The organism is Pandoraea sp. PE-S2T-3 (genome assembly GCF_002179965.1).
Classification (GTDB): Bacteria; Pseudomonadota; Gammaproteobacteria; order Burkholderiales; family Burkholderiaceae; genus Pandoraea.
This window is the reverse complement of sequence record NZ_NGUQ01000037.1, coordinates 548,443-573,574: the sequence shown is the minus strand read 5'-3', so window position 1 is coordinate 573,574 and position 25,132 is coordinate 548,443. Positions and strand designations below refer to the sequence as shown.

Sequence of the window (25,132 nt, the reverse complement as noted above, 5' to 3'; positions counted from 1 at the left end):
GTGAAGTGACACACAAGAACGCCGGGCCGTGCCGACCGCAATAGCGGCACGCACGCCCGGCAATATGCAGGAGACAACCATGACCTCGTTATCACGTACGACACCGGCGGCTATGCCGCTGGGCGACTCCCTGGAGCAGAGCGCGGTGCAAAAAGCCGCGTGGCGCTTCATTCCGTTGCTTGCCCTCGCCTATTTCTTCAACTATCTGGACCGCACCAGCGTCGGGTTCGCCGCGCTCACGATGAATCGCGATCTCGGCCTGACGGCCACGCAATTCGGTTGGGGTGCGGGCATCATGTTTGCGGGTTATTGCCTGTGCGAAGTGCCGAGCAATCTCGCGCTCTATCGCTTCGGCGCGCGCCGCTGGCTGGCGCGAATCATGATCACGTGGGGCATCTTCGCGGCGGCCACGGCGTTCGCTACCGGCCCGATGAGCTTCTATGTGATTCGGCTGTTGCTGGGCATTGGCGAAGCCGGCTTCTTCCCCGGCGTGATTTTCTTCCTTGCGGTCTGGTTTCCCGCGAACTACCGCACGCGGGTGCTGGCGTGGTTCACGGTGTCCACACCGTTGTCGTCGCTGGTCGGCGGCCCGTTGTCGACGTGGTTGCTGCAAATGGACGGGATGCTCGGTCTCGCGGGCTGGAAGTGGATGTTCATCATCGAGGGCTTGCCGGCATGTTTGCTCGGCTATCTCGTGTTGAAGCTTCTCGCGGACAAGCCTGCCGACGCTAAGTGGCTCACACCCGACGAGCGGCAGGCGCTGCAACAAGCCTTCGAACGTGAGGGCTCGGCCAGCAAGAAAAAGAAGGACTTTGGCGCGGCGCTCAAAGACGTGCGTGTCTATCTGCTCGCCTCGATCTCGTTCGGCTTCACGATGGGTTCGTACGGCATCGGTATCTGGCTGCCGCAGATGCTCAAGGCGCACGGTATGAGCGTCACGCAGACGGGCTGGCTCTCGGCGGTGCCGTACTTCTTCGCCACGATTGCGCTGCTGTGGTGGGCCAAGCGTGTGGACCGTCGCGGCGGGCACATCGCGAATCTGGCGGCGGGGTTGCTGATCGGGGCGGTGGCGTTGGGCGTCTCGACGTATTTCAATCAGCTCCTGCCTGCCATGACCGGCATCACGCTTGCGCTGATCGGCACCATCGCGGGCCGCACGATTTTCTTCACGCTGCCGGCGCGTTTTCTGTCGGGTCAGGCAGCTGCGGGCGGGCTCGCTCTGATCAATTCGATTGGTGCCTTGGGCGGCTTTGCGGGGCCATATCTCGTGGGCTATCTGAAAGACAGTTTCGGCACGTTCACGGCAGGCATGTTGGGTCTGTCGATCGTACTCGGCGTCACCACGTTGCTCACACTCGCGTTGTTCGCGTTTCCGCAGGAGGAGAAATAATGCGCGGTATTCAATCACCGGCGCGCCGCAAGCTCTTGCAGGCTGCGGCGGCGTCGGCGGCACTGTCGGCCACCCGTGTTTTCGCAAAAGAGGAATCCCGCCCCATGTCGGCGACCAGCAACTATCTGCCCGTGCGCGCCGAATGGCTGGCCGCGGGCAACGAAGCGGCCCTTGAGCCAACGATGCCCATCATCGATGCGCATCACCATTTTTACGAGCGCCCGGGCTGGATCTACCTGCTTGACGAGTATCTGGAAGACGCACGCGGCGGGCACAACATCACGGCGTCTGTGTTCATGCAGGCGTTGACGCGATATCGACAGTCGGGACCGGAGGCGCTGCGCCCGGTCGGGGAAACGCAATACGTCGCAGAAATCACGGCGCCGCTGCAACATGCCGCGCCGCGTGTGGCGCAGGGCATGGTCGGGTATGCCGACCTGCGACGTGGGGCTGCGGTGCGTGAGGTACTGGAAGCGCATCTCGCCGTGGGACAAGGCCGCTTTAAGGGCGTGCGGCATCTGGTGACGTGGGACGCGGACCAGACGCTGGTCAATCCGCTCTCCGCAGCACCGCGCGGGCTGTTGCTCGACAAGGACTACCGTGCCGGTGTCGCGCAGTTGGGGCCGCTGGGTCTGTCGTACGATGCGTGGCTGTTTTTCCCACAGTTGCCGGAGTTGTTCGATTTGGCAAAGGCGTATCCGGAGACGCGGTTCGTCGTCAATCACTGCGGCGGCGTGGTTCGTATTGCCAGCTACGAGAATGCACGCGACGAGGTGTTCACGCGGTGGTCACGTTCGATGCGCGAGCTGGCGCAGTTGCCAAACGTTTACGTGAAAGTTGGCGGATTGGGGATGCGAATCAACGGCTTTGACTTCGAGAAAGGAGAGCGCTCGCCGTCGTCGGAAGCCCTCGCCGAAGCGTGGAAGCCGTGGATGCACACGTGTATCGAAGCCTTCGGCGCCGATCGCTGCATGTTCGAGAGCAACTTCCCGGTCGACAAGGGTTCATACACGTTCAACAACGGCTGGAACGCTTTCAAGCGCCTGACGGCACAAGCCAGCCCCACGGAACGCGCCGCCCTGTTCCGTGAGACGGTGACGAAGGTTTATCGGTTGGGGTAATGGTCGCGGGGAAGAGGCGGCGTTGACAGCGCCGCCCTCCGCCAACCCATGCCTGCTTATCCATCGAATGCAGCAGCGGCATGTTCGTAGCACTCCCAAACCGCACGCCTGACCAGCGAGACCGGCGGTATACGCAGGATTGACACGCCCACGCTGGCAGACAAGAATGCACAGGCATGAACCCGCTTGCGTTCATGAAGGGGAAAACGAATGTCGCCGCAACCGAATCAGGGTGCGAACCGTCTGCTGGCTGTGCTGCCTCCGAACGAGTGGAATCGGATTGCGCCTGAACTGATGCTGGTTGAGATGCCGCTTGGCAAGGTGATTTACGAGTCGGGCGATCAGTTGGCTCACGTCTATTTCCCGACGACCGCCATTGTTTCCCTGCTCTATGTGATGGAAGACGGCGCATCGGCCGAGATCGCCATCGTGGGCAACGACGGACTGATCGGTATCGCGCTATTCATGGGCGGTGAAACCACCCCAAGCCGCGCCATCGTGCAAAGCGCCGGTTATGCCTACCGCCTCAGCGCGCGAGTACTTAAAGACGAATTCAGACGCGCCGGTCCCTTGCAACGCTTGCTATTGCGTTACACACAGGCATTGATTACGCAAATGGCCCAGACGGCCGTCTGCAATCGCCATCACTCCATCGATCAGCAACTCTGCCGCTGGCTCTTGTTGAGCCTCGATCTTCTGCCGTCCAACGAGCTTCAGATGACGCAGGAGTTGATCGCCAACATGCTCGGCGTACGCCGCTCCGGCGTCACCGAAGCTGCCCTGAAACTCCAGACGGCGGGGTTGATTCAATACAGCCACGGCCATATCAAGGTGCTCGATCGGGAGGGTCTCGAGAAACGCGTCTGCGAGTGCTATAGCGTGGTCAGACGCGAATTCACACGACTCCTCCCCGATACGATCGCCACCTGACGGCTCATCACATCCAACGTTCAAGCCGCCGTCTTCAGCGTCGGCGCCGTCGTGGACGGATCGGTACTGCCCACCGCGAAGGCCAGCACTGCCGGATTCATGCTGTCGACCATCGATGACGGCATCAGGATGGTAGCCCCACGCTCCTTGGTCGTCTCGTAGATGATGTTCATCGCCCGCAACTGCAAAGCCTGCGGATGGCCTTCGTAGATCGTCGCGGCTTCGACAAATCGCGCCGCAATGACCGCTTCCGCCGACCCGAGAATCATGCGAGCCTGCTTCTCCCGCTCGGCCTGCGCCTGTCTGGACATCGCGTCCTGAAGCGCCACGGGAATCGCGACGTCCCGTACTTCCACCGAAATCACCGCAATCCCCCACGCCGCTGTCTTAGCGCTGATATCGGCACGCAACTGCTCGTCCGAGGCTTTTCTGTCCGAGAGCAGCGACGACAGCATCGACGCACCGATCATCTCGCGCAGCGACGTCTGCGCGACCCGGTCGATTGCCTGCCGGTAATCCGTAATGGCGAGCGCCGCCCGCTCGGCGTCGTGCACATGCCAGAAGATGATGGCGTCGACGTTCACCGGCACCGTGTCTTTCGTCAGCGCCTGTTCCGCGTTGAACGCCGTGGTTTGAATGCGGGTATCGATGATGGCGGTCACGTTATCGACAACCGGCAGAATCATGAACAGCCCGGGCCCCTTCACGCTCTGGAGTTTGCCGGCACGCAAAATGACGAACTTCTGCCACGCGTTGGCCATCTTCAATGTCGACGCGAGCAGCATGGCCGCGACGACGAAACATGCCGCCAGATAGGGGCTGACATACACACCGGCCACCGCGCCCATCAGCAGCAGGACCAGTACGAGAAATGATGTGATCGGATTCATGAAGAAACGCCTCCTGCGGGCGTCTCGTCATCAGAATTGGTATCGGTTCACCCGCGAAACGGAAACCGTTGCAAAACCAGCTCCCAATTCATCATAGGTCGCGGCTTCGATAGCGTTGGCATAAGTGCACCCGCAGGCAGCTCAGGCCCGCTTGCGTGCCCGCCCGTTCTTGAGCGGTGGTTCCACCGGGGTGTTGCGCAGCGATGTCAGCACGCGCTGCGCCGCCTCCCCACATCCCTCGCCTTCCCCACGCTGCTCGATCGCGTCGATCAGCGCCGAAATGTTGTGTTTGCTCTGCGCTAAGCTCTGTTCCAGTTGCTCGATCTCGCCGACCTTGCGGCGTAGCACTTCGAGCAGTACGTCGTGCGGCCATGCGCTGAGATCGGGCGGCAAAATCGCACGAATCTCGTCGAGCGAAAAACCGGCATTCTGGGCGCGGCGAATGATATCGAGCCTTGTCAGGGCATCGTCGCCGTAGTCGCGGTAGCCGTTGGCCTGCCGTTGCGCGTCGGGCAGCAGCCCCTCGGCTTCGTAAAAGCGGATCTTCGACGCCGCCAAGCCGCTGACTTTCGCCAGTTCACCAATCTTCATCATCCGTCTCCGGGCACTTGACATTAAAGCTTACTTTAAGGTTATCGTCCCCTCATCGTCAACTGAGGAAGCGACGCGATGAAGCTCTTCACTCCCCTTACCTTGCCCAACGGCACCACGATTCCGAACCGGCTGGCCAAGGCCGCCATGGAAGAAAACATGGCCGACGCCGACCACGCGCCATCCGACGCGCTGTTGCGCCTTTATGACGCGTGGGCGCGCGGCGGCGCGGGCTTGATCCTGACGGGCAACGTCATGATCGACGCGCAAGCCATGACCGGTCCCAATGGCGTCGTACTGCAAGACGACGCTCACCTTGAGCGCTTTCGCCGCTGGGCGGACACGGCGCGCGCGCAGGGTGCGCAAATCTGGATGCAACTCAACCATCCGGGCAGGCAGATGCAATCGGCACTTGGGCAGCCGACGGTCGCCCCGTCGGCAGTCGCGCTGGATCTCGGCTCGCTGTCCAAGCGCTTCGCCGTGCCCAGAGAATTGACCCCGGCCGACATTGCTGACGTGCAGGCCCGTTTTGTTCGCAGCGCCGAGCTTGCCGAGCGGGCTGGCTTCAACGGTGTGCAGATTCATGCGGCGCACGGTTATTTGCTCAGCCAGTTTCTCTCGCCACTGACCAACAAGCGTCAGGACGGCTGGGGCGGCAGCCTGGAGAACCGTGCCCGCTTGCTGATCGACGTCGTGCGGGCGGTTCGACAAGTGGTGTCACCGGGCTTCGCGGTAGCAGTGAAACTGAATTCGGCAGATTTTCAACGCGGCGGCTTCAGCGCGGACGACGCCAAGCGTGTGGTCGAGTTGCTCAACCCGCTGGGTGTCGATCTGGTCGAACTGTCTGGGGGAAGTTATGAAGCGCCTGCCATGCAGGGGCAAGCGCGCGACGGGCGTACGTTGGCCCGCGAAGCCTATTTTCTGGAATTTGCACGAGATATCACGGCCGTGGCACGCATGCCGCTGATGGTGACGGGGGGCGTGCGGCGCCGCACCGTGGCCGAGCGGGTAATCGATTCCGGCGTGGCGATGGTCGGCATTGCCACGGCCTTGTCCATCGACCCTGCGCTGCCCCGTCATTGGCGCGATGGCAAGCATAGCGAGCCGAACCTGCGACCGATCACGTGGAAGAGCAAGACACTCGGCTCGCTGGCCAACATGGCCGTCGTCAAATTCCAGCTCAACCGGTTGAGCGCCGGGCGCACGACGAAACCCGACGTGTCGCCACTCAGGGCCTTGATCTTGCAGCAGATCGCAACGGCATGTCAGACGCGGCGCTATCGCCAGTGGATGGAACGAAGCGCCGCGCGATGACGCGTTACTTGGCTGGCAGCTCGAATGCCGGGTCGATGGGCACCCGGTAGCCGACCGCCAGCCGATTGGTCTCGTTGGCCATGCCGACCACCGCCAGCAACTCGCCGAACATTTCGTCTGTCATGCCCGCGCGCCGGGCGGCGGCGGTATGGCTGGCCACGCAGTACCCGCAGTTGTTCGTCACGCTCACGGCAACGTAGATCAATTCCTTGATCAGCGGGTCGAGCGCCCCCGGTGCCATCACATCCTTGATGCTGTCCCACGTGCGGGCCAGCGTGGGCGGGTGTTGGGCGATGAATTTCCAGAAGTTGTTGACGTCGGGGACACCGCGCGTCGTCATGATGTCGTCAAAGACCGCCTTGACTTCCGGCGTGGCGTTGGCGTACTCGACAGGGGCTTGGCTCATGGATAGGCCTTTCAGTTGGCGGCTGGGCAAAGCGCTAGATTACAAGCTTTTGCGCCGGACATCCGGCCAGCTAACTTGCCTGACGCCTGCCACGCTCCACCGCGCCTCATTCCGGCACGCTCCCCGCAGATCCCCCGCGCAGGCGGTCTTGCCATAAACGCAAGACATAATCGCAAATGAGAATCATTTTGCTTTTTGGAGAAGAATCGGGGATGATGGCTCATCTGTTTCTGGAGAGTTCTTGATGGGTACGTCCACCGATTTTGCCGCCCCGGTTACCGCATCGCGTCAGCTGGCGCTCGATGCCTTGCTCTCGCGCCAGTCGCACTGGCCGCTGGTCGAACCGGCACCGAACGATGTGGAACTGAATCTGGTTTTCGATGCGGCGTTGCGCGCGCCCGACCATGGCCGCCTGCGTCCGTGGCGCTTTGTCATCGTGCGCGACGAGGCGCGTGAGGATCTGGGCCAGGCACTGGTCGAGATCGCTGCCAAGCGCAATCCTGATGCCCCGGCAGAGACTCACGAGCAACGTCGTCGCAAGGCATTCGCGGCGCCGGCAATCATCGTGATCGCGGCGTCCGTCTCGACGCAGACGAGCGTGCCGGAAGGCGAGCAACTGCTGTCGGTCGGTGCCGCGACCATGAACATGCTCAATGCGCTGCACATTCTCGGCTACGGCGGCTTCTGGGCGACCGGCCCCGATGCTTATGACGCCGACCTGCATCAAGTGCTCGATTTCGAGCCGAATGAAAAGATTCTGGGTTTCCTGTTCGTTGGCTCGCCGCCCGCCGACGCCGAAGTCAACCCGCGCGCCGAGCGCGCGGACCACGTGCGCGAATGGCTGGGACGCCTCTCGATTTGATCAACCGGGATTAACAACATAGACGGGCGCTTCGGCGCCCGTTTTACATTCCGCCCTCGTCGCCGAAGCCATAACCGGCGTGCTAAAGTCGCGCATCATTCCTTGCAAGGCGCATGCAAAGCGCCCAACGCGACTATGCCGATGCCGGACATTCTTCCCGAGAAAACCGCGCTAGTGGTCATGCATTATCAGACCGACATTCTGGCGTTATTCCCTTCTGTCGCCCCCACCCTGCTCTCGAATACGCGCAAGCTATGTGACGCTGCCCGCGCGAAAGGTGTCGCGCTCTATTTCGCCAAAATTCACTTTAGCCCCGGCTATCCGGAAGTCAGTCCGTTGAACAAGAACGGACAAGGCATCAAGCAATTAGGGCTTTTCGTGGAAGATCGGATTTCACCGGAACTGGGCCAGCAGGCCAATGAACCGCAGATCATTGCGCATCGTGCCAGCGTGTTCCACGGCACCGATCTTGAAGTACGCCTCTGCGCCAAAGGAATCGACACCCTGATCATGGTCGGCATCGCATCGACCGGAGTCATGCTGTCATCGATTGCCTATGCAAGCGATGCGGACTTCCGGTTACTCACCGTGAAAGACTGCTGTTACGACCCCGATCAAGTCGTGCACGATCACCTGTTCTCGACCGCATTCGAATCGCGAACTCACGTGCTGTCGCTCCCCGATGCCTTAGCGTGGCTTGCGTAAGCCACATTGATATTGGTTATTAATATCATCACGATTCAAACAACAGTATGGAATGCCGTAGCGCAACATCGCATTGCAATACGGTTCGCATACCGAATCAGCACAGATGCAAAAGAAATTGTCTTGGCACTATAATCCGCCTAATCGGAAACGAATTATCCGATTTCGACCGGATGACTATCCCGATCGATATAGTGAAAAGCATCATTAACGGGGCTTCCTTTGCTCGAACGTACCTCACCGGCATTAAGACCGGGACGTTTCGTGTCTGAACGCATGCATATACACCCCAAGTTTTGTCGATAAAGCCGCTTTCAGGCGAGGAGACCACTGATGAAGTGTCCCCCTGTATTGCCGATGGAAACCGAGAGACTCGCTGCTTTGGCTGAATACGGACTGGGTAGTGACCGTCCGCTGCCCAGCCTTGATGTCGTCGTGCGTATCGCTGCGCACATGTTTGACGTGCCGGTGGCGGCGGTCAACATGGTCGGCAACGATCACGTGTTCTTTGCCGCGGCGGCCGGGTTTGCAGGCGGCGATGTCGACATGAGCCGCGATGCCTCGTTCTGCGCCCATGCCATTCTCGAGGATGCGGTGCTGATCGTGCCCGACGCAAGCCGCGACGACCGCTTCCACGACAACCCGCTCGTCACCGGTCCCTCTCAAGTGCGCTTCTATGCGGGCGTGCCGCTCATGTCCGTCGGCGGCCATGCGCTTGGCGCCCTGTGCGTCATCGACACCAAACCGAATCACAACTTCTCCGCCGTCGACGGCGAACGCCTGCGCGAACTGGCGAGGATGGCGTCCGACCGGCTGGAGCTGCGGCGCGTCGAGCTATTCGTCGAGCGCGACCGGCGCACTTTCGCGGAACCCGAGCGCCGTTCGCCGACGGCGATGATCCGTTTTGACGAAAGCGGCAAGATTCTCGAGTGGAATCTGGCGGCTGCCACCCTCTATGGCTACGACGTCGCCGATGGCCCGGGCCTCACGCTCGAGACGCTCGTGCCCGAACATGGCCGGCCCTCGTTACGCGACCGGATCGCACAAGTGGTGGCGGCAGGCTCGGTCGACGGCGTCACGATGCCGTCTGTGGTGTATGGACTGCGCCGCGACGGCGCCGAGTTTCTGCTGAGCGCATCGCTGTTCTGCTGGCACGAAAACGGCGTCCTGACGTTCAATGCCCACGTGCACGATCTGAGCGCACTGCGCGACGAGAAGGACGCGCTCAAACGACTTGCCAGCACCGACGTGCTTACCGGGGTGGCGAACCGCGCAAGCTTCTACCGCAATACGGAAATCACGTCAGCGTCCATGACAGGCGCAGCGGTGGTGATTATCGATCTCGACGGATTCAAGGACGTCAACGACACCTTGGGGCATGAAGTCGGTGACGGCATCCTTTGTGAAGTCTCGCGACGACTGACGGCCCTCGCCCGGCCAGACGACACCGTAGCGCGCATCGGCGCAGACGAGTTCGCCCTGTTGCTGCCGGGCGTGACGAAGACAGCGGACGCGCGTCTCTTTGCGGATGCCGCAGCGGCGGCCATCGCCGAGCCGATGGTGATCGAGGGTTTCGACGTTCGCGTGACCGCATGTTGTGGCATCGCCGTCTCGCCGCAACACGCGCATGAGGCCCTGAGCCTGATCAGCAACGCGGATCTCGCGCTGTCGAGGGCCAAGCATCACGGGCCGAGTCAGGTGTTCGTGTTCGTCGAATCCTTGCGCATGGAAGCGGTCGAGCGCCGTGTGTATAACATCGAGCTGCACCGCGCCGTCAACGACGGCGAGTTCGTGTTGTTCTATCAGCCGCAGGTGGACTTTGCGGATGGCTCGCTGACCGGTGCGGAAGCGCTCATTCGTTGGCGGCATCCACAGCGCGGATTGCTGTCCCCGGCGGCGTTTCTTCCTGCGCTGGAACGGGGGCCTTTAGCGGCTGCCGTGGGGGCGTGGGTCCTCGACGAGGCGTGTTCACAGGCTGCCTTTTGGCGCCGTCATGGGGCGCCGGCCTTCCGGATCGGCGTGAATCTGTTTGGTTTGCAGTTCCGCATCGGGAGCGTCGTCGACGAGGTGATCGCGGTGCTCAACCGGCATGGCCTGCCACCGCAGGCGCTAGAACTCGAAGTGACCGAAAGCATCGTGCTCGATGACGACGTGGTGCTCGATGCGTTGCAACGTTTGCGCGACTATGGCGTCGGCATTGCTTTTGACGATTTCGGCACCGGCTACGCGTCGATCAGCCTGCTGAGGCGCTATCCGCTCAGCCGCATCAAGATCGACCGCTCGTTCGTGCAGGCGATGGTCGAGTCGCAGCGAGACGCGTCAGTCGTGCGCGCGCTCGTGGACATGACGCGAAGCTTCGATCTGAGAACCACAGCAGAAGGTGTCGAGACAGCCGAGCAACGAGACAATTTGCGCCAGCTTGGCTGCGATGAAGGACAGGGCTACTTGTTCGGAAAACCGATGCCGGCCTCGGAGTTCGGCGCCATGTTCAACATCGGGCGGAGTCGCGGCTGGGGCGAGTGGAATTTGAACCGCGCGTAGCGAGTGACAAGGGTGATGCGCACATGCAGCGACGCATCACCCCGCATCAACTCAAGAAACCACCGAATGCAACCGCCCGCGCGCCGCAGCAGCACTCGCACCACCTTGCCCAAGCGAATCGAAGCGGCCCATGTGCGGCTCGTCGGACTGCGCCAACTGGAACACCGCCACGGCCTGCTTTAGCGATTCCGCCTGTTCCGCAAGCGATTGCGCGGCCGCCGATGCCTGCTCGACCAGCGCGGCGTTCTGCTGCGTGACTTCGTCCATCTGCGTGACCGCGCGTGCCACCTGATCAATTCCCGTCGTCTGTTCTTCCGACGCGGCAGAAATCTCCGCCATGATGTCGGTCACCCGGCGAACGCTGCCGGCGATCTCCTGCATCGCTGCCCCCGCCTCGCCGACGATGCGGCTGCCTGCGGCGGAGCGTTCGGCCGACGTCTCGATCAACGTCTTGATATCGCGTGCCGCGCTCGCCGAACGCTGTGCCAACGTCCGCACCTCGTTAGCCACCACAGCAAAACCCCGACCCTGCTCACCCGCCCGCGCCGCTTCCACCGCCGCGTTGAGTGCGAGGATGTTCGTCTGGAAGGCGATGCCGTCAATCAGCGCAATGATTTCCCGGATCTTGGCCGAACCGGCGTCGATCTGGCGCATTGTGTCGGTCACCTGCGCCATCGCGCTGTCACCCGCGCTCGTCTGCTCGCTGGCCTGACGCGCCAACTGATTCGCCTGATGCGCGTGCTCCATGTTCTGACGCACGGTACCGGTGAGTTGCTCCATGCTCGCGGCCGTCTCTTCGAGCGACGCGGCCTGCTGCTCCGTGCGCGACGACAGATCGAGATTGCCCGCCGCGATCTCGCGAGCGCTTGCGGCAATCGCCTCGCCACTCTTGCGCACGCGTGCGACCGTATCGCCGAGCTGCGCCTTCATGGCGGCAAGCGCCTCAAGCAGCCGCCCCATTTCGTCGGTCGACGTGATTTGGACCGCCCGGCGCAGATTGCCGTCCGCGATTTCCTGAAAGTGTTCGAGCACGTCGTCGAGCGGTCGCGTAATCGCCCGATTCAAGGCACGCGCCGTCAGGAATGCCGCGATGATCGCGAACCCGATGGCGCACAGCGTCAGCACCAGTTGGCGGTCGTAGGCCGACTCGGCCGACTCGAAGCTCGTCTTTGCTCGCGCGTCGTAAAGTTGCTTGAGCGCTTCATTGGCATTCACGTAAGACGTATAGCGCTTGCCGAGGACCGCCGCCTGCTCGTAATACACATCGGTCTGACCGGCCGAGATGCCGTTCTGCACCAACGTGAATGCGTCTTTCAGCGCCTGTCGGGCACTGGTCACCTGCGCGGCCAGCCGCTGCTCGTCAGCGTCAGCCGGCAAGGCCAGATACGCCTGCCATGCCTTCTCCGACTCGCCCCAGTAGGTCGTGCCCTTCTTGATGTCGTCGGACTTCAGATCGGCCGTGGGTGCCTGCGGTGCTCTGAGCACCACCGCGCGGGCGCGGCCAATCTGAATTTCCGCCTCGCCGAGCAACCGGGTACTGGCCAGTTCCTTGTTGTAGACCTCTCGCAGACTGCCGACCGTCTCGCGCAACCCCGCGAGTGTCAGGCCGCCCACCACCACGACCAGCGTGGCGAGCCCCGCCACAGCCAACCGTAACCGCCACCGAATCGTCCAATTCTTCAACATTTGCGCTTTCGCCTTTCTTTCGGAATGGCGGTATCCGACCCCGGAATCCGCCGCCCGTCATGCTGCCCGAAATGCGTGACAAACGCACGCGTGTCATTGTTGTCTGGGCTAGCCCGGAGACGGCCTCGTCGCCGCGCTGACATGACGGGTCAAAGGGCCGCAAAGGCCCCTAAGGGCTCCAACGGCGAAAACGTAAAAAACTTGAGAAAACAGCCGGTTACGGTACAAACCTCCTTATTTCGGGGGTGGAGTCGTCAAACTCGCACCGTCCTGACCGGCGCCATCCCATGGGTCTCCATTACCTCGACGATCCAGTCGATGAACACCCGAAGCTTGGCGCTGACGTGCCGATTGGGTGCAAACGCGACGTACATCGGCATGGACTCCAGCGTCCAGTCCTCGAAAAGAGGCGCTAGCACCCCTCGCGCCACCGCATCCCTCGCCATGTATTCCGGCAGCCACAACACCCCCATGCCCGCCAATCCGGCGGCCAGATAGGCATTGCCGTCATCCACCGCCAACGCGTATTTGCCATGCACATTGACCTGCTCGGCACCTCGGTGCATGGCATAAGGCAGCGGCTTGCCGATGCGCGACCAGCGGAAGCCGACGATCCGATGGTGCGAGTCTTCCAGATCACTCGGGTGAAGCGGCGCACCGGCGCGCGCGAGATAGTCCGGTGCGGCATAAACCCCCAGCCGCAAGTCGCCAACATGGCGCGCCATCAACGACTGGTCGGTTAATTCGCCACCGCGCACCACACAATCGACGTTCTCTCCGATCAGATCGACCATCCGGTCGCTCACGCCCATATCGAGTTGAATGTCGGGATAGCGCGCGTAAAACGCCGGCAGCGCGGGCATCAGAATCAGGCTGGCAAAGGGGCTCGGCACATCGACACGCAAACGTCCGCGTGGCAGCGTCGACGCATCGGACAGACTGGTCTCCGCGTCGTCCATATCCGCCAGCAACCGCACCACACGGTCGTAATAGGCCGCGCCGTCGGCGGTGACGTTGACCTTGCGCGTGGTCCGGTTGAGCAGCTTCACGCGCAACCGCGCTTCCAGTTGCTGGACCAGTTGCGTCACGCTGGTCTTGCTCATGTGCAGCGTCTCGGCGGCCTTGGTGAAACTGCCCGCCTCCACCACACGCACAAACGCCTGCATGGCGTCGAATCGGTCCAAAGGCACCTCCTGAGCGATCGGGATCGAGATATTCGGGACTTTCGATTGTTTGCATTTTACAAACAGTGAAGGATACAGTTGCCCGTTTATCGCGTTCGCCTGCCCGCTTAGAGTGCCTTCATCACATAACCCGGGCCGCCTGCGGCCCATCGATGGAGTGGATGAATGACGATTCGTGACGTGGTATTTCCTGCCGGCCGTCAGGCCCTGTATGACCGCAACCGTTACTCCCCGGCGATTCGCGCCGACGGTTTCCTGTTCGTCTCCGGACAGGTCGGCAGCCGGGAAGACGGGTCGCCGGAGCCCGATCTCGAAGCGCAGGTACGCCGTGCTTTCGATAATCTCAACGCCATCTTGAAAGCGGCCGGCTGCACCTTCGACGACGTGGTCGACGTGACGGTGTTCATGGTCGACCCGGCGGCGACGTTCGAGCGCGTGTGGAAAATCGTGCCCGAGTACTGGGGCGAGGCGCCCCACCCGACACTGACCGCCGTGGGCGTGACGTGGCTGTACGGCTTTCAGTTCGAAATCAAGGTAATCGCGAAGTTGCCCGCAAATTGATGACCCGCGGGACGGCACCCGTGATCTCAAGAGTCAAAGGTGCCGCCACGAGTCACACGCGCACTCAGAAGCGGTGACGCACACCAACACGCAGCAGCCCTTGCCCATTGCTCGACGACGCTGCCACGCCATAGATCTGCGCAACCGCAGGCCCGGCCGTCGAATCCCGGCCGGTGGCGCGTTGGTAAATCGCCAGGGCGTAGACGTCCGTGCGTTTCGACAGGAAGTAGTCGTACACGGCACTCAGTTGCTGATACCGCGCGTTTTCGGCACGCGTGTACGTGTAGGCCCCGGAGATCACGACCGCAGGCGACCACGTGTACTGGGCGTTCAGCTCGTAGTTGTTCATCTTCGCCGTGCCCCTGAACGGCGTCGTGCTCGAGAAGCTGACGTCCTTGAACTGCGTGTTCGTGTAGAGCAGTCCCAACTTGACCGGCCCCAACTGGTACGAGCCCCCGGCCCCGATCACCTGCAACGACTTCGCGTTCGAATAGCCACTAGTGACAGGGCTCGTCATGCTGCCGTCGTACATCGACGTGAGCGGGTTCTGTGCATTCAGGTAACCGAAGCCCAGATGCAGCGGCCCGCGCAGATAGCTGGCCCCCAAGCTGTAGATCTGATTCGTGCGGTAGGACCCGGCCACGCCGCCGAAGCTGTACACGCCACCAAACGTGAAGCCCTTGTAGTCGGCGCTGTTAAAGCGCACCGAGTTGTTCACACGGGCGGTCGAATCGACGTTATCGGCATCGCCCGGGTGAGAGCTCATGAAACCGACCAGCTTGTTGCTCGATGCCAGCGGCCCGAGGAAGGTGCCCAGCGAGTCGTAATGCCGGCCGATCGTGACCGAGCCGAAGTCACCGGACAGCCCGACGAACGCCTGCCGGCCGAACTCCCGGCTGTTGTTGGCGAGCTTGCCGTTAGTGATGTCGAACCCGTTCTCCAGACGGAAGATCGCTTGCAGCCCGCCGCCCAGATCCTCCGTGCCCCGCAGTCCCCAGCGGTTGCCGTTAAGCGCGCCGCCCGCCACCTGAACATTGTGTGACCCGCCCTGATTCGTCGTGTAGTTCACGCCGTTGTCCAGAATCCCGTAGATCGTCACCTGACTCTGCGCCGCCGCATACCCGCTGAATGTGAGCAGAGCGCCAGCCGCGATACTTCTTTTTTTCATAATACGCAGTCCTAATTGATAAAAACAATCGATCGCCGTGCAAACACCACGGGTCACGAGCGAGAAGAGAAATGCGCCTGCCAACGCCCCCGACAGGGCGCCCTGATGTCGGGAGCGAAGGCATGCGGCACCTACTGCCAAAACAACTACCCCTACCCTACCCGCGCCTGTCGCCATCGCTGGCGGCAAGCGCGAATTTCGGTTGCGAGATCACGTCCGTGCCCACTAGGCAGGCACGGCCGGTGCATCGAAAAGCATGCAGCGGTCCTGCGGCAAGTGCAGCCAGACCCTGTCTGCCTGAATCTCGCGCGCCGCGCGCACACGCACCTCGGCCCCGCCGATGGCGACGAGATACTCCATGTGCGTGCCAAGAAAGTCGCGTTGCAGCACGTTGCCGCGAATCACGTTCGGCAGCGCGTCGTTCGTATCGACGATCTCCACGTGATCGGCCCGGATCGCGATTTGTGCCGCACTGCCCAGTGCCACCGCGCCGGTCTGCGCGCGCAACAACTGCCCGTCAGCCAAGCGCACGGTCCGGTCGCCCGCAACACCGACCGACTCGACGGTGCACGACAGCAGGTTGCTGTGCCCGACAAAGTCCGCCACAAACGGGTTGCGCGGGGCTTGATAGATATCGCGCGGCGTACCGATCTGCACGATCCGGCCCGCGCTCATGACGGCGATGCGGTCGCTCAACGAGAGCGCTTCGTCCTGATCGTGCGTCACATACACGGTCGTGATCCGCAGCCGGCGCTGCAATTCACGCAACCAGCCGCGCGCGCGCAGTCGCAACGTCGAATCGAGATTAGAGAGCGGCTCGTCCAACAGCAACAACGTCGGCTCGTAGACCAGCGTGCGGGCCAGTGCGACGCGTTGCTGCTGCCCGCCGGAAAGTTCGTGCGGATAGCGCTGGGCCAACGGCAGCATTTCGACCAGCCCGAGCGCGTCGTCCACTTTCTGATCGAGCACGGCCTTGCGCACCCCGCGTAAGCGCAACGGATACGCCACGTTCTCCCGCACGGTCATGTGAGGCCAAAGCGCGTACGACTGAAAGACAAGACCGCAATTGCGTGCCTCCGGGGCAAGCTCGATGTTCTCGTCGCGATCGAAAAGCCGCACTGAGCCAAGCGTGATGCGCCCGCTCGTCGGTGTTTCAAGCCCGGCAATCGAGAACAACGTGGTGGACTTGCCGCAGCCGCTGGGGCCGAGCAGCGTCAGGAATTCGCCATCGCGAACTTCCAGCGAAACGTTCTTCAGAATGTCGACATCGCCGTGACGCTTGCACAACGAGTCGATTTGCAATGCAGCCATGTTATTTACCCTTTCCAAGCGCCTTGGCGACCATTACCAGCGCCAAGGTCAGCAACAGTTGCACGATCGACAGCGCCGCCACCGGTCCGAAATCGCCATTGGTCCACAGCCGCAACATGGTCGGGCCGATGACCTGACTCGTCGGCGCGACCAGAAACACGGCAGCGGCGTACTCCTTCAGAAAACTCACGAACAGCAACAGATAACTACTGGCCATCGCGCGGCGCCCCAGCGGCAGCACGATGTTGCGGCTGGTCTGCCACCACGTCGCCCCGCAGGCGCGCGAGGCCTGATCGAGTTCGCGACCGATCTGCATGAACGTGGGCGCCATCGCGGCGAATGCCGTCGGCAGGTTGCGCATCGAAAACGCGATGATGAGCAGCCACAGGGTGCCGTAGAGCACGCCCATGCCGGGCAGCCACAAGGTGAGCCAGAGGAAACCGATGCCCACCACGATGCCGGGCACGGCGCGCGGCGCCAGACACAACACTTCCAGCGACCGGCGCCAGCGGAAGTTCGAGCGCTGCACACAAAGCACCACCAGTGCCACGAACGCCGTCGCCAATGCCGCGCCGATGCCGGCCACGAAAAGGCTGTTGGTGATGGCGTGCCAGTATTCCGACTGCGTGAAGAGCTGCTGGTAGTTCGACGCCGTCAGATAATCCAGCGGCGACACCAACGGACTCAGGAACTGCACGGCAGAGCGTGCCACCAGCCCGGCAATCGGCAACAGCACGCTGATGGCGAGGTACAGCCACCACAGCATCGCGATCACGAAACGCCAGCCGCCCACGCGCGTTGCCCGGTGACGCTGCGCTTTGCCGCGCAAGGTGACAAAGCGCTGCGTGTTGCCGAGCATGCGTTGCTGCACGATGACCAGCAGCGCCACACAGATCAGCATGTAGACCGCCGCCGCGCCCAACATGCCGTAATTTGGGGACGTCTGGCCCAGCGCTTCGCGGTACAGGAACGTGGTGAAGAACTCCAGATTCGACGGTGCGCCGAAGATCAGCGGAATCGACAACAGCTCCAGCCCGCCCACGAACGCCAGCAGCGCGCTGTAGAAGATCGACGGACGCATGAGCGGCAACGTGATCGTGGTCATTACGCGCCACGGCTTCGCCCCCGTAGTGCGGGCGGCATCTTCCAGCGACCCGTTAGAGAGCGACAACGCGCTTGAACACAGCACCGTGACGTATGGCGCCTGCGACACCCCGGCCAGCACGCCCATGCCGAGAATCGAGTACAGATTCCATGGCGTATCTGACAGCCAGCGCTGCACAGCCAATGTCACATAGCCCGACGGCCCGTACAGCACATACCAGCCGAACGCCAACACAAGCTGCGACAAATAGACAGGCAGCGACATCACGCCGCGCAGCCAGCGCTGGCCGGGCAGTTCGAGCCGCGTAAAACAGAACGCGCCTAGCACGCCCACGACCGTGGCGACTATCGTCGACACGACCGCTAGATAGAACGAGTTGGCCGCCGCCTCAAGAAATGCGCGGCTGGTCAGCAACCCACTGTAGTTCTGCGAAGTCAGCACGCCGTGCCCGTCGTACAACGGGCGGTCGATCAGCGATTGATAGACGATCAGGCACAGCGGCGTTGCCACGAGCAACAAGACGGCGACAAACACGAATCGCGGCACCCAGCGCTCGGGGTCGACGCGACGGCGTGCGCTGCCTTCCGGCAACACATTGGCGAGCGATGCCATGCTCACTTCCTCCCGCCGGTAAACGTGGCTTGCCACTTGGCGATGAAGGCCGGCTGCTCACGCAACATCTCGGGCGGGTAGCCAATCTGGATGACGTTCTTCGCCCCCAGTTGCTCGACGATCTGCGCGTAGGTAATCACGGGCACTTCATTCGGCTTGACGTCGCTGCGGTACGGCACGAGGCCGCCGTTCGCAATGCTCACCTGCCCGTCGTGCGACAGCAGCCAGTTCATCACCAGACTCGCGGACGCCTTGCTTTGCGAGCGTCGCGTGATCGCCATGCCGCGCGGCATGAGCGGTGTGCCGTCCTTGATCAGGTTCCAGCCGAGAATGTCGCCGCGCTTTTCCTGCCGCAACCGTTCGAAGAAGGTGGCGCCTGATGCGAAGTACACCGCCGAGTACTCGCCGGTGGTCACCTTCTCGATCATCGTCGCCCCGCTGCTCTCCAGTTGCGTGGCACGGGCTACGCCTTCCAGCGCCGGCCAGCCGCGCTCGCGAGCATAGGTCCATTGCAACACGTAGGCGAACGCATGCTTGGCAGCGTCGTACGTGGTGATCTTGCGATTGAACAACCCCGGGAATTGCTGGCTCAGGCGTGCGAGATCGGCCATGGACTGGGGACGCTTGTCCGGCGGCAACAGCAGCTTGTTGTAGACCATCACCAGCGGATCGGTCGAGAACGTGTAGAGCCCGGGCAGCGGCTTGCTCCACGCGGGCAATGCGCCCGCGTCAGGCACGTTGTACGGCTCGATGCCGTCTTTCTCATGAAAGCGCAGCCAGGCATCCGGCGCGGCCGTGATGATCAGGTCGGCGCTACGGCGTCCGACCGACGACTCGCTGTAATAGCGCTCGAACACCTCGGCCGGTCCCAGATGCAGCGCATCGACCTTGAGCCACGGATACTTCGCGCGCAATCCGGCGAGGAACGGCGCCATGTTGGCATTCGACAAATTCGAGTAAATCAGCACGCCCTGCTCGCTGCGCGCCTTCGTCTCCAGATCGGGGGCGGCCGGTGCTGCAAATGCCGTGCCGGTGCCCACCCAGCCGAATCCGCTGACCGTGCCCGCCACGCCCACCATGCCTGCCGCCAACAGACGGCGCCGCGTGACATCGGGCATTGCCTCCTGCACAAGCCCTTCCGGCGCCGTGCCGTTCTTACCTTCGTTATTCGCTTTCAACTGCTCCTCCAATCGATTGCCAGCCAAATTCCAGAACATCCCAGAACTTCGAGACCCTGCCATTTCACCGCAAGATCACCTTGATGCAAATAGTAGCCAATTTGAGATACACTCACAACCGTTCAATAAGCGATGCGACCCCGGGGTATCCCTAATACGTGACGACGCGTATGGCCATGCTTCGGCGACGCTGCCCTGTTTTTCCTTCACCCTCCCTCGGAAAGGATCACCGTTCGTGAAGATCACGCCATATCACGTCGGGCCGACGATGTCGTTCTCGTGCCGCCTGGACCCGCGCTTTTCATACTGCCTGTATGTGCCGCGCGGCTATGCCGACCCGGCGCGGCCGCGCTGCCGGATCTTGCTCGCCGTGCACGGCACCGAGCGCGCTAACCAGCGGCTGCGCGATCGATTTGCCGACTTTGCCGAGCGCGACAATTGCATCGTGCTGGCGCCGTTGTTCCCTGCGGGCATGACGGGCGACGACAACATCGATGCCTACAAATATCTGGCGCAGGGCGACCTTCGCTACGACCTCATCGCCAAAGACATGATCGACGAGGTGGCCTATGCCTACGACGTGTCGGCGGATCGCATGCTCGTGTTCGGGTTTTCCGGTGGCGCGCATTTCGCCCATCGCTTTCTGTATGGGCACGCCTCGCGCGTGCGGGCTGCGTCGATTGCAGCGCCCGGCGGGATCACGTTGCCCGATGCGGAGCATCCGTGGTGGATCGGCTTGCAGGATTTTGAAAAACGCTTCGGCCGGCCCGTTGACTGGGCCGCGCTCAAAAGCATCGTCATGCATCTGGTCGTCGGCGCCGACGACACCAACCCGCAGGGCATGATTCAGAGTCCTTCGCATCCTTACTGGATGCCGGGTGCCGATGCGCTCGGCAAGACACGCGTCGAACGACTGCGCCACCTGTACGACGCGATGGTCGCGCTCGGCGTCGACACGCGATACGAAGCGCTGCCCGGCGTGCGCCATGAAATGGAACCACTGGTCGACGCGGCGCAGGCATTCTTCGCCACGGTCTCGCGCTGACACACGCATCGAGGCCTCGCTTCACGGCCCCTTCCGGCAAAGACCGAAGGGGCCGTCAATCGACGGCCCCGATATGCTTACTCCCGCTGCGCCTTCAGAAACGTACCGACCACGTGGCGGTACACCTCGGGGGTTTCGTAGAAAGGCATGTGCGACGCCTCTTCCAGCACTTCCAGCTGCGCATTCGGCATCGCCTCATACATCGCGCGCGAACACGCCGGCGTCAGTTCGTCGAACGCGCCGCAGATCACCAGCGCCGGCGCCGTGATGCCGTGCATGTCCGGCACCCGGTTCCACTCGCGCATATTGCCGGTATAGGTGAACTCGTTCGGCCCCTGCATCGTGCGGTATGGGCCTTCGTTCCACTGCGCCAGCGAACGCGTCAGTGCCTCAGGCCAGACGGGCAGCCGGCACACGTGGCGATAGTTCAGGAGGGTCAACGCGGCGGCGTATTCAGGATGGGTCAGCGTGCCCGCTGCCTCGTGATGCCGCATCATCGCGACCGTTTCCGCACCGAGCGCTGCGCGTAGGCGCTCCAGTTCCGTGCGCAGATGCGGGATGTCGCAGGCCCCGTCGGCAACGATATAGCTGGCGACGCGTTCGGGATACGTCAGGCAGTACTCGGTGCCAAGCCACGTGCCCCACGAATGCCCTAACAGGTGGAACCTCTGAATGCCCAGCGCCGCGCGCACTTGTTCGACTTCTTCCACATAGCGGGCCAACGTCCACAATTGTTCATCGTCCGGACGATCCGACGCGCCGCAGCCCAACTGGTCGTAGAAAACCAGCGCAAATCCCTCGTCGGCTAACCACGCATGGCCTTCGCGCAGATACTCGCTGGGCAGGCCCGGTCCGCCGTTCAGGCCGAACAATATGCGCGCGCCAGCGGCAGACACATCGCCGCAAACGTAAGCCTGAACGTCATACCCCTCGGTAAGGCGCACGCGCACCGTTTCGAATGGCTGCGTCATGCACCCACCTGCACATCGAAACTACGGTCTTGCCCGAGACTCGGAATACTCGTGCGCGCCCAATCGACCCGCGCCGGATCGATGTCGGCCATCACGATGCCCGGCGCAAGGCCGCCATCGGCCAGAATTTCGCCCCACGGGTCAACGATCAACGAGTGCCCGTAGCTATACCGCCCGCCATAGTGATGCCCGCATTGCGCCGGCGCGATGACATAACAGCCGGTCTCGATGGCCCGCGCGCGAAGCAGCGTGTGCCAGTGCGCTTCTCCCGTGATTTTCATGAAGGCCGCCGGCACCGCGATCAGGTTGGCCCCTGCCTGCGCAAGCGCCCGATACAACTGCGCAAAGCGCACGTCATAGCAGATCGAGAACCCCAGACGGCCCCACGGACCGTCCCAAAGCTGCGCACGGGCGCCGCGTTTATACAGGTTGGATTCGGTAAAACTCGACGACCCCGGCAGTGCATCGAAGAGATGGATCTTGTCGTAATGGCACACCACCTCGCCCTGCGGCGAAATCAGCATGCTGCGATTGACGAGTTCGCCATCGGTGTGGCGCGTCGTGATCGACCCCACGAGAATCCAGCAGCCGAGATCGAGCGCCGCGGCCTTGTAAGCCGCCAGCGCGAAATGCTCGGACGGCACCCGGGCGTAGTCCCGCGTGCGCTGAAAGTCGGCATCGAGATAGTCGACCGCTTCGGGCAGCGCTATGAGTTGCGCGCCGCCGAGCGCTGCCTGACGAATCCACGCAAGGGTATCGGCAACGTTCTCTTTCACGTCATTGCGGGCGCAAACCTGCACGCAGGCAACGCGCAGGCGCTCGGCGACCGGGCCGCCAGGGGGAGTCGAGAGCGCAGAGGAAAGCACAGACATGGAAATCTCCGGTGTGAGGAATTTCCAAGGATAGACGAGCGAATTGTTAAAGGCTACTATTTTGGCTACTATTTATCTTCTTCAAGGAATCCCTCATGTTTCGCTCCAACCGCTTGAAGCAGCGCCTGTCCGAAGGACACCCGTGTGCGGGCGCGTGGCTTTTCGTCCCCAGCGCGGACACCGCCGAGATTCTCGGCACGTTGGGCTACGACGCGCTCATCATCGATCACGAACATACGGCCGGACACGTTCAGACCACCGTTGAACAGATCCGCGCTATTCGGGCTGCCGGGGCGAGCACGGTACTCGCGAGAGTGCCCGCCCATGACGCCCATGTGATCAAGCCATTGCTCGACGCCGGGGTCGAAGGCCTGCTACTGCCGAACGTGGAATCGGCGGCACAAGCGCGTGCGTTGGCGAACGCGGCGTGGTATCCGCCGGACGGCACACGGGGAGCGCATTACACCGTGTCTCGCGCGGCGGCATGGGGTGGGCAAGCCGCCGACTATCGCGCTCGGGCAAAGCAGGAATTGTTGTTGATCGGCATGATCGAAAGCCTCCGTGGCGTCGACGCCCTGCCCGAGATCCTCGCCGAGAAGGTATTCGACATGATCTTCGTCGGCCCGCTCGATCTCGCCGAGAGTCTCGGCTGCGGCAGCGACATGGCGAGTGCCGCGGTGCAGGCTGCCATCGACACGGTGGAGCGACAGGTGCGCGCGAGTGGCGCCTGTCTGGGTTTGGCATTGCGCCCGAACGAGTTGGCGGCGCACGCGTACGCCCGTGGGCACGCTTTTGTCACGCTGGGCTGTGACGTCGGATTTCTGCGCCAAGGTGCCACGTTGTTGGCACACCAAAACGTTTAAACCGACATCGGAACGGCATCGGCCCGATGCTATAATCCGCGAACAAAATTGGCTACTAAAGGCGAATGGAAACGACCCCGCTCACATTTGATTCCCTCAACGATCTCAGCCGCGAGATCCGGAGCGACCTTTTCGCAGGCAAGTACTCGCCCGGCGACTGGCTCAAGCAAACGGATGTCGAGCAGCGGTACGGGGCCAATCGCTTCGAAGTGCGCATGGCACTCAACGAGCTGGCGGTGCGCGGCCTGCTGGAACACATTCAGAACCGCGGTTATCGCATTGCGAGCCATTCGTCGATTCAACGTGACCAGCTCTATGAAGTCCGCACCATCATGGAATTGGCGGCGTGCCGCTTGATCGTCGTGCGCGCCACTCCGGAGCAAATCGACAGCTTTGGCGTTCTGGTCGCGCAGTTCGACACGGCCGTCGAGGTGGGCAGCCGCGAGGAACTGCGCGTCATCAACTTCCGCCTGCACGAGGCGTTCTACGCCATGGCAGGCAACACGTTGCTTGCCGAAGAAATCCGTCAGAACCGCGAGCGCGGTATTCCGGGACGCACGGGAACGTGGGACACCGTCGCCTCGCTGCGCGCGAGCAATGCCGATCACATCGCCATGCTCGACACGCTGCGCAAACGCGACGCCGAAGGCCTGTGCGCCGTCGTCTATCGCCACCTGAACCAATGGCGTGCTTTCTCGACGTCGGCAACAACAGAGTGAGGTGATTGAAGTGAAAAGGGCCGCACTCGCGCGCCCCTTCACTGTCACTTACCCGGCAAACGCTTCCCGATAGGCGAACAATCCCGGCGTGCCCCCCGTCATCACGTAAAGCACGCTAGTGCCCGCGGGCACCGCCCCGGCACGAATATCGGCGAGCAGTCCGGCAAAGGCTTTGCCGGAGTAGACCGGATCCAGCAGCAGCCCTTCGCTGCGCGCCAGCAAGCGCACGACGTCGAGCATCCCCTGCGTCGGAATGCCGTAGGCCGCGCCACGGTGCGCACCGTCGATCACTACATCGTCCACTGAGAGGGCGGATGCCGAATGCCCCAACAGCGCCAGCGTCTCCCCGGCCAATTGCACCGTGCGCGCATGTGTCGCGTCTCGATCTGCCAAAACCGAATACGCGTTGACCGTCTGCGCGCCCCGCCCTGCCGAATGAAACCCAGCGACCAACCCCGCCTGCGTGCCCGAGCTTCCGTTCGGCACGACCACGCGATCGAACGTCGTCCCGAGGACCGATTCCTGCTCAATCACTTCCAGTGCGCAGCGAACATAGCCCAGCGCACCTAGCGGCGACGAGCCACCTGACGGGACCACCATCGCCCGCCGCCCTTGCTCACGTAACGCCACCGCACGGTCCTGCGCCGCCGCGAGCGCATCGACGTTCGGCGCAAGGCGATGCACCTTCGCGCCGAAAAGATCATCCAGCATGACGTTGCCGTTGTTGCGATAAGCCACGTCATGCCGGGGCACCATGTCCGCCAGCATCAGTTCGCAGGCAAGACCATGTCGCGCACAGGCGGCCGCTGTGAGCCGCGCATGGTTGGACTGAATGCCGCCAATCGTAATGACGGTATCTGCGCCGTCTGCCAGCGCTGCGCCCAACAGGAGTTCCAGTTTCCGCAGCTTGTTGCCCCCGCCGCCGATCTCGCCCAGATCGTCACGCTTCACGTAGATGGCGATGTCCTGCCGGTCCGCGCCGCACTGGCTTTCGAGCCGGGACAAGCGCCGGATCGGCGTCGGTCCCTCGATCAATGGAACGGTAGGAAAGTGGCTGGCGATTTGCGAGCTTGTGTTGATCATGTTGTCTCCGTGGTCCGGCGGCAC

General features: G+C 62.4%; 23 protein-coding genes. 11 read left to right on the top strand and 12 right to left on the bottom strand.

Features of this window, described 5'->3' with window-relative positions; translation table 11 throughout:
- Nucleotides 1-79 precede the first annotated feature (79 nt).
- The 3 genes from CDV46_RS24840 to CDV46_RS24830 all read left to right on the top strand — a co-directional run bounded on the left by CDV46_RS24840 (nt 80) and on the right by CDV46_RS24830 (nt 3,441).
- Nucleotides 80-1,390 carry an MFS transporter gene (locus tag CDV46_RS24840; RefSeq protein WP_087725636.1) on the top strand — a complete coding sequence of 437 codons (1,311 nt, stop codon included), beginning with the start codon at nt 80-82 and terminating at the stop codon, nt 1,388-1,390.
- Entirely contained in the window at nt 1,390-2,511 is a 1,122-nt protein-coding gene (locus tag CDV46_RS24835; RefSeq protein WP_176399185.1) for an amidohydrolase family protein, read from the top strand. Before CDV46_RS24840 ends, CDV46_RS24835 begins: the two co-directional genes overlap by 1 nt.
- 210 nt (nt 2,512-2,721) lie before the next feature.
- Nucleotides 2,722-3,441, top strand: coding sequence for a Crp/Fnr family transcriptional regulator (locus CDV46_RS24830; protein ID WP_087687630.1), 720 nt, complete (start codon nt 2,722-2,724; stop codon nt 3,439-3,441).
- 20 nt (nt 3,442-3,461) lie between these two features.
- Here the strand turns inward: CDV46_RS24830 and CDV46_RS24825 are convergent, their stop codons facing one another.
- Entirely contained in the window at nt 3,462-4,331 is an 870-nt protein-coding gene (locus CDV46_RS24825) for a slipin family protein (protein ID WP_087687631.1), read from the bottom strand.
- A gap of 141 nt (nt 4,332-4,472) precedes the next feature.
- Nucleotides 4,473-4,922, bottom strand: a complete 450-nt coding sequence (locus CDV46_RS24820; RefSeq protein WP_087726085.1) for a MerR family transcriptional regulator — start codon at nt 4,920-4,922, stop codon at nt 4,473-4,475.
- A 78-nt stretch (nt 4,923-5,000) separates the two neighbouring features.
- Between CDV46_RS24820 and CDV46_RS24815 the strand changes: the two genes are divergently transcribed.
- Nucleotides 5,001-6,236: an NADH:flavin oxidoreductase/NADH oxidase family protein gene (locus CDV46_RS24815; protein WP_087725634.1), complete on the top strand. Its 1,236-nt coding sequence runs from the start codon at nt 5,001-5,003 to the stop codon at nt 6,234-6,236.
- A gap of 4 nt (nt 6,237-6,240) precedes the next feature.
- Here the strand turns inward: CDV46_RS24815 and CDV46_RS24810 are convergent, their stop codons facing one another.
- Nucleotides 6,241-6,642: a carboxymuconolactone decarboxylase family protein gene (locus CDV46_RS24810; protein ID WP_087725632.1), complete on the bottom strand. Its 402-nt coding sequence runs from the start codon at nt 6,640-6,642 to the stop codon at nt 6,241-6,243.
- 244 nt (nt 6,643-6,886) lie between these two features.
- On the opposite strand from CDV46_RS24810, the gene CDV46_RS24805 reads away from it, so the two are divergent.
- The 3 genes from CDV46_RS24805 (at nt 6,887) to CDV46_RS24795 (ending at nt 10,750) form a co-directional block, all read left to right on the top strand.
- Entirely contained in the window at nt 6,887-7,504 is a 618-nt protein-coding gene (locus CDV46_RS24805; RefSeq protein ID WP_058378587.1) for a nitroreductase family protein, read from the top strand.
- A 135-nt stretch (nt 7,505-7,639) separates the two neighbouring features.
- Nucleotides 7,640-8,209 carry an isochorismatase family cysteine hydrolase gene (locus tag CDV46_RS24800; RefSeq protein WP_087725630.1) on the top strand — a complete coding sequence of 190 codons (570 nt, stop codon included), beginning with the start codon at nt 7,640-7,642 and terminating at the stop codon, nt 8,207-8,209.
- A gap of 333 nt (nt 8,210-8,542) precedes the next feature.
- Nucleotides 8,543-10,750, top strand: a complete 2,208-nt coding sequence (locus CDV46_RS24795) for a putative bifunctional diguanylate cyclase/phosphodiesterase (RefSeq protein WP_087725628.1) — start codon at nt 8,543-8,545, stop codon at nt 10,748-10,750.
- Between the two features lie 51 nt (nt 10,751-10,801).
- Here CDV46_RS24795 and CDV46_RS27590 read toward each other — a convergent pair whose 3' ends face one another.
- Together CDV46_RS27590 and CDV46_RS24785 are read right to left on the bottom strand one after the other, a co-directional pair.
- Nucleotides 10,802-12,436, bottom strand: coding sequence for a methyl-accepting chemotaxis protein (locus tag CDV46_RS27590; protein ID WP_087687637.1), 1,635 nt, complete (start codon nt 12,434-12,436; stop codon nt 10,802-10,804).
- A 254-nt stretch (nt 12,437-12,690) separates the two neighbouring features.
- A complete protein-coding gene (locus tag CDV46_RS24785) occupies nt 12,691-13,620 on the bottom strand; it encodes a LysR family transcriptional regulator (protein ID WP_087687638.1) in 930 nt (309 codons plus the stop codon).
- A gap of 165 nt (nt 13,621-13,785) precedes the next feature.
- Between CDV46_RS24785 and CDV46_RS24780 the strand changes: the two genes are divergently transcribed.
- Nucleotides 13,786-14,181: a RidA family protein gene (locus CDV46_RS24780; RefSeq protein WP_087725626.1), complete on the top strand. Its 396-nt coding sequence runs from the start codon at nt 13,786-13,788 to the stop codon at nt 14,179-14,181.
- A gap of 64 nt (nt 14,182-14,245) precedes the next feature.
- Here the strand turns inward: CDV46_RS24780 and CDV46_RS24775 are convergent, their stop codons facing one another.
- From CDV46_RS24775 to CDV46_RS24760, 4 genes are all read right to left on the bottom strand, one after another.
- On the bottom strand, nt 14,246-15,349 hold the full coding sequence (locus CDV46_RS24775) for a porin (RefSeq protein WP_087687640.1): 1,104 nt from the start codon (nt 15,347-15,349) through the stop codon (nt 14,246-14,248).
- Nucleotides 15,350-15,574: 225 nt separating this feature from the next.
- A complete protein-coding gene (locus tag CDV46_RS24770) occupies nt 15,575-16,660 on the bottom strand; it encodes an ABC transporter ATP-binding protein (protein ID WP_176399184.1) in 1,086 nt (361 codons plus the stop codon).
- A 1-nt stretch (nt 16,661) separates the two neighbouring features.
- On the bottom strand, nt 16,662-18,377 hold the full coding sequence (locus CDV46_RS24765) for an ABC transporter permease (RefSeq protein ID WP_087725624.1): 1,716 nt from the start codon (nt 18,375-18,377) through the stop codon (nt 16,662-16,664).
- Between the two features lie 2 nt (nt 18,378-18,379).
- Nucleotides 18,380-19,555 (bottom strand): ABC transporter substrate-binding protein, encoded by a 1,176-nt coding sequence (locus tag CDV46_RS24760; protein ID WP_176399183.1) that lies wholly within the window; start codon nt 19,553-19,555, stop codon nt 18,380-18,382.
- Nucleotides 19,556-19,790: 235 nt separating this feature from the next.
- Here CDV46_RS24760 and CDV46_RS24755 point away from each other — a divergent pair, with 235 nt between their 5' ends.
- On the top strand, nt 19,791-20,600 hold the full coding sequence (locus tag CDV46_RS24755) for a hydrolase (RefSeq protein WP_087725619.1): 810 nt from the start codon (nt 19,791-19,793) through the stop codon (nt 20,598-20,600).
- A gap of 77 nt (nt 20,601-20,677) precedes the next feature.
- Here the strand turns inward: CDV46_RS24755 and CDV46_RS24750 are convergent, their stop codons facing one another.
- Nucleotides 20,678-21,571 carry a proline iminopeptidase-family hydrolase gene (locus CDV46_RS24750; protein ID WP_087725617.1) on the bottom strand — a complete coding sequence of 298 codons (894 nt, stop codon included), beginning with the start codon at nt 21,569-21,571 and terminating at the stop codon, nt 20,678-20,680.
- On the bottom strand, nt 21,568-22,443 hold the full coding sequence (locus CDV46_RS24745) for a carbon-nitrogen hydrolase family protein (protein ID WP_087725615.1): 876 nt from the start codon (nt 22,441-22,443) through the stop codon (nt 21,568-21,570). Before CDV46_RS24745 ends, CDV46_RS24750 begins: the two co-directional genes overlap by 4 nt.
- Nucleotides 22,444-22,538: 95 nt before the next feature.
- Here CDV46_RS24745 and CDV46_RS24740 point away from each other — a divergent pair, with 95 nt between their 5' ends.
- Together CDV46_RS24740 and CDV46_RS24735 are read left to right on the top strand one after the other, a co-directional pair.
- Complete coding sequence (locus tag CDV46_RS24740) at nt 22,539-23,306, top strand: HpcH/HpaI aldolase family protein (RefSeq protein ID WP_087725614.1); 768 nt, start codon at nt 22,539-22,541, stop codon at nt 23,304-23,306.
- Nucleotides 23,307-23,371: 65 nt separating this feature from the next.
- Entirely contained in the window at nt 23,372-24,025 is a 654-nt protein-coding gene (locus tag CDV46_RS24735) for a GntR family transcriptional regulator (RefSeq protein WP_087725612.1), read from the top strand.
- Nucleotides 24,026-24,073: 48 nt separating this feature from the next.
- On the opposite strand, the gene CDV46_RS24730 is transcribed toward CDV46_RS24735, so the two are convergent.
- A complete protein-coding gene (locus CDV46_RS24730) occupies nt 24,074-25,108 on the bottom strand; it encodes a D-cysteine desulfhydrase family protein (protein ID WP_087725610.1) in 1,035 nt (344 codons plus the stop codon).
- Between the last annotated feature and the right edge of the window lie 24 nt (nt 25,109-25,132).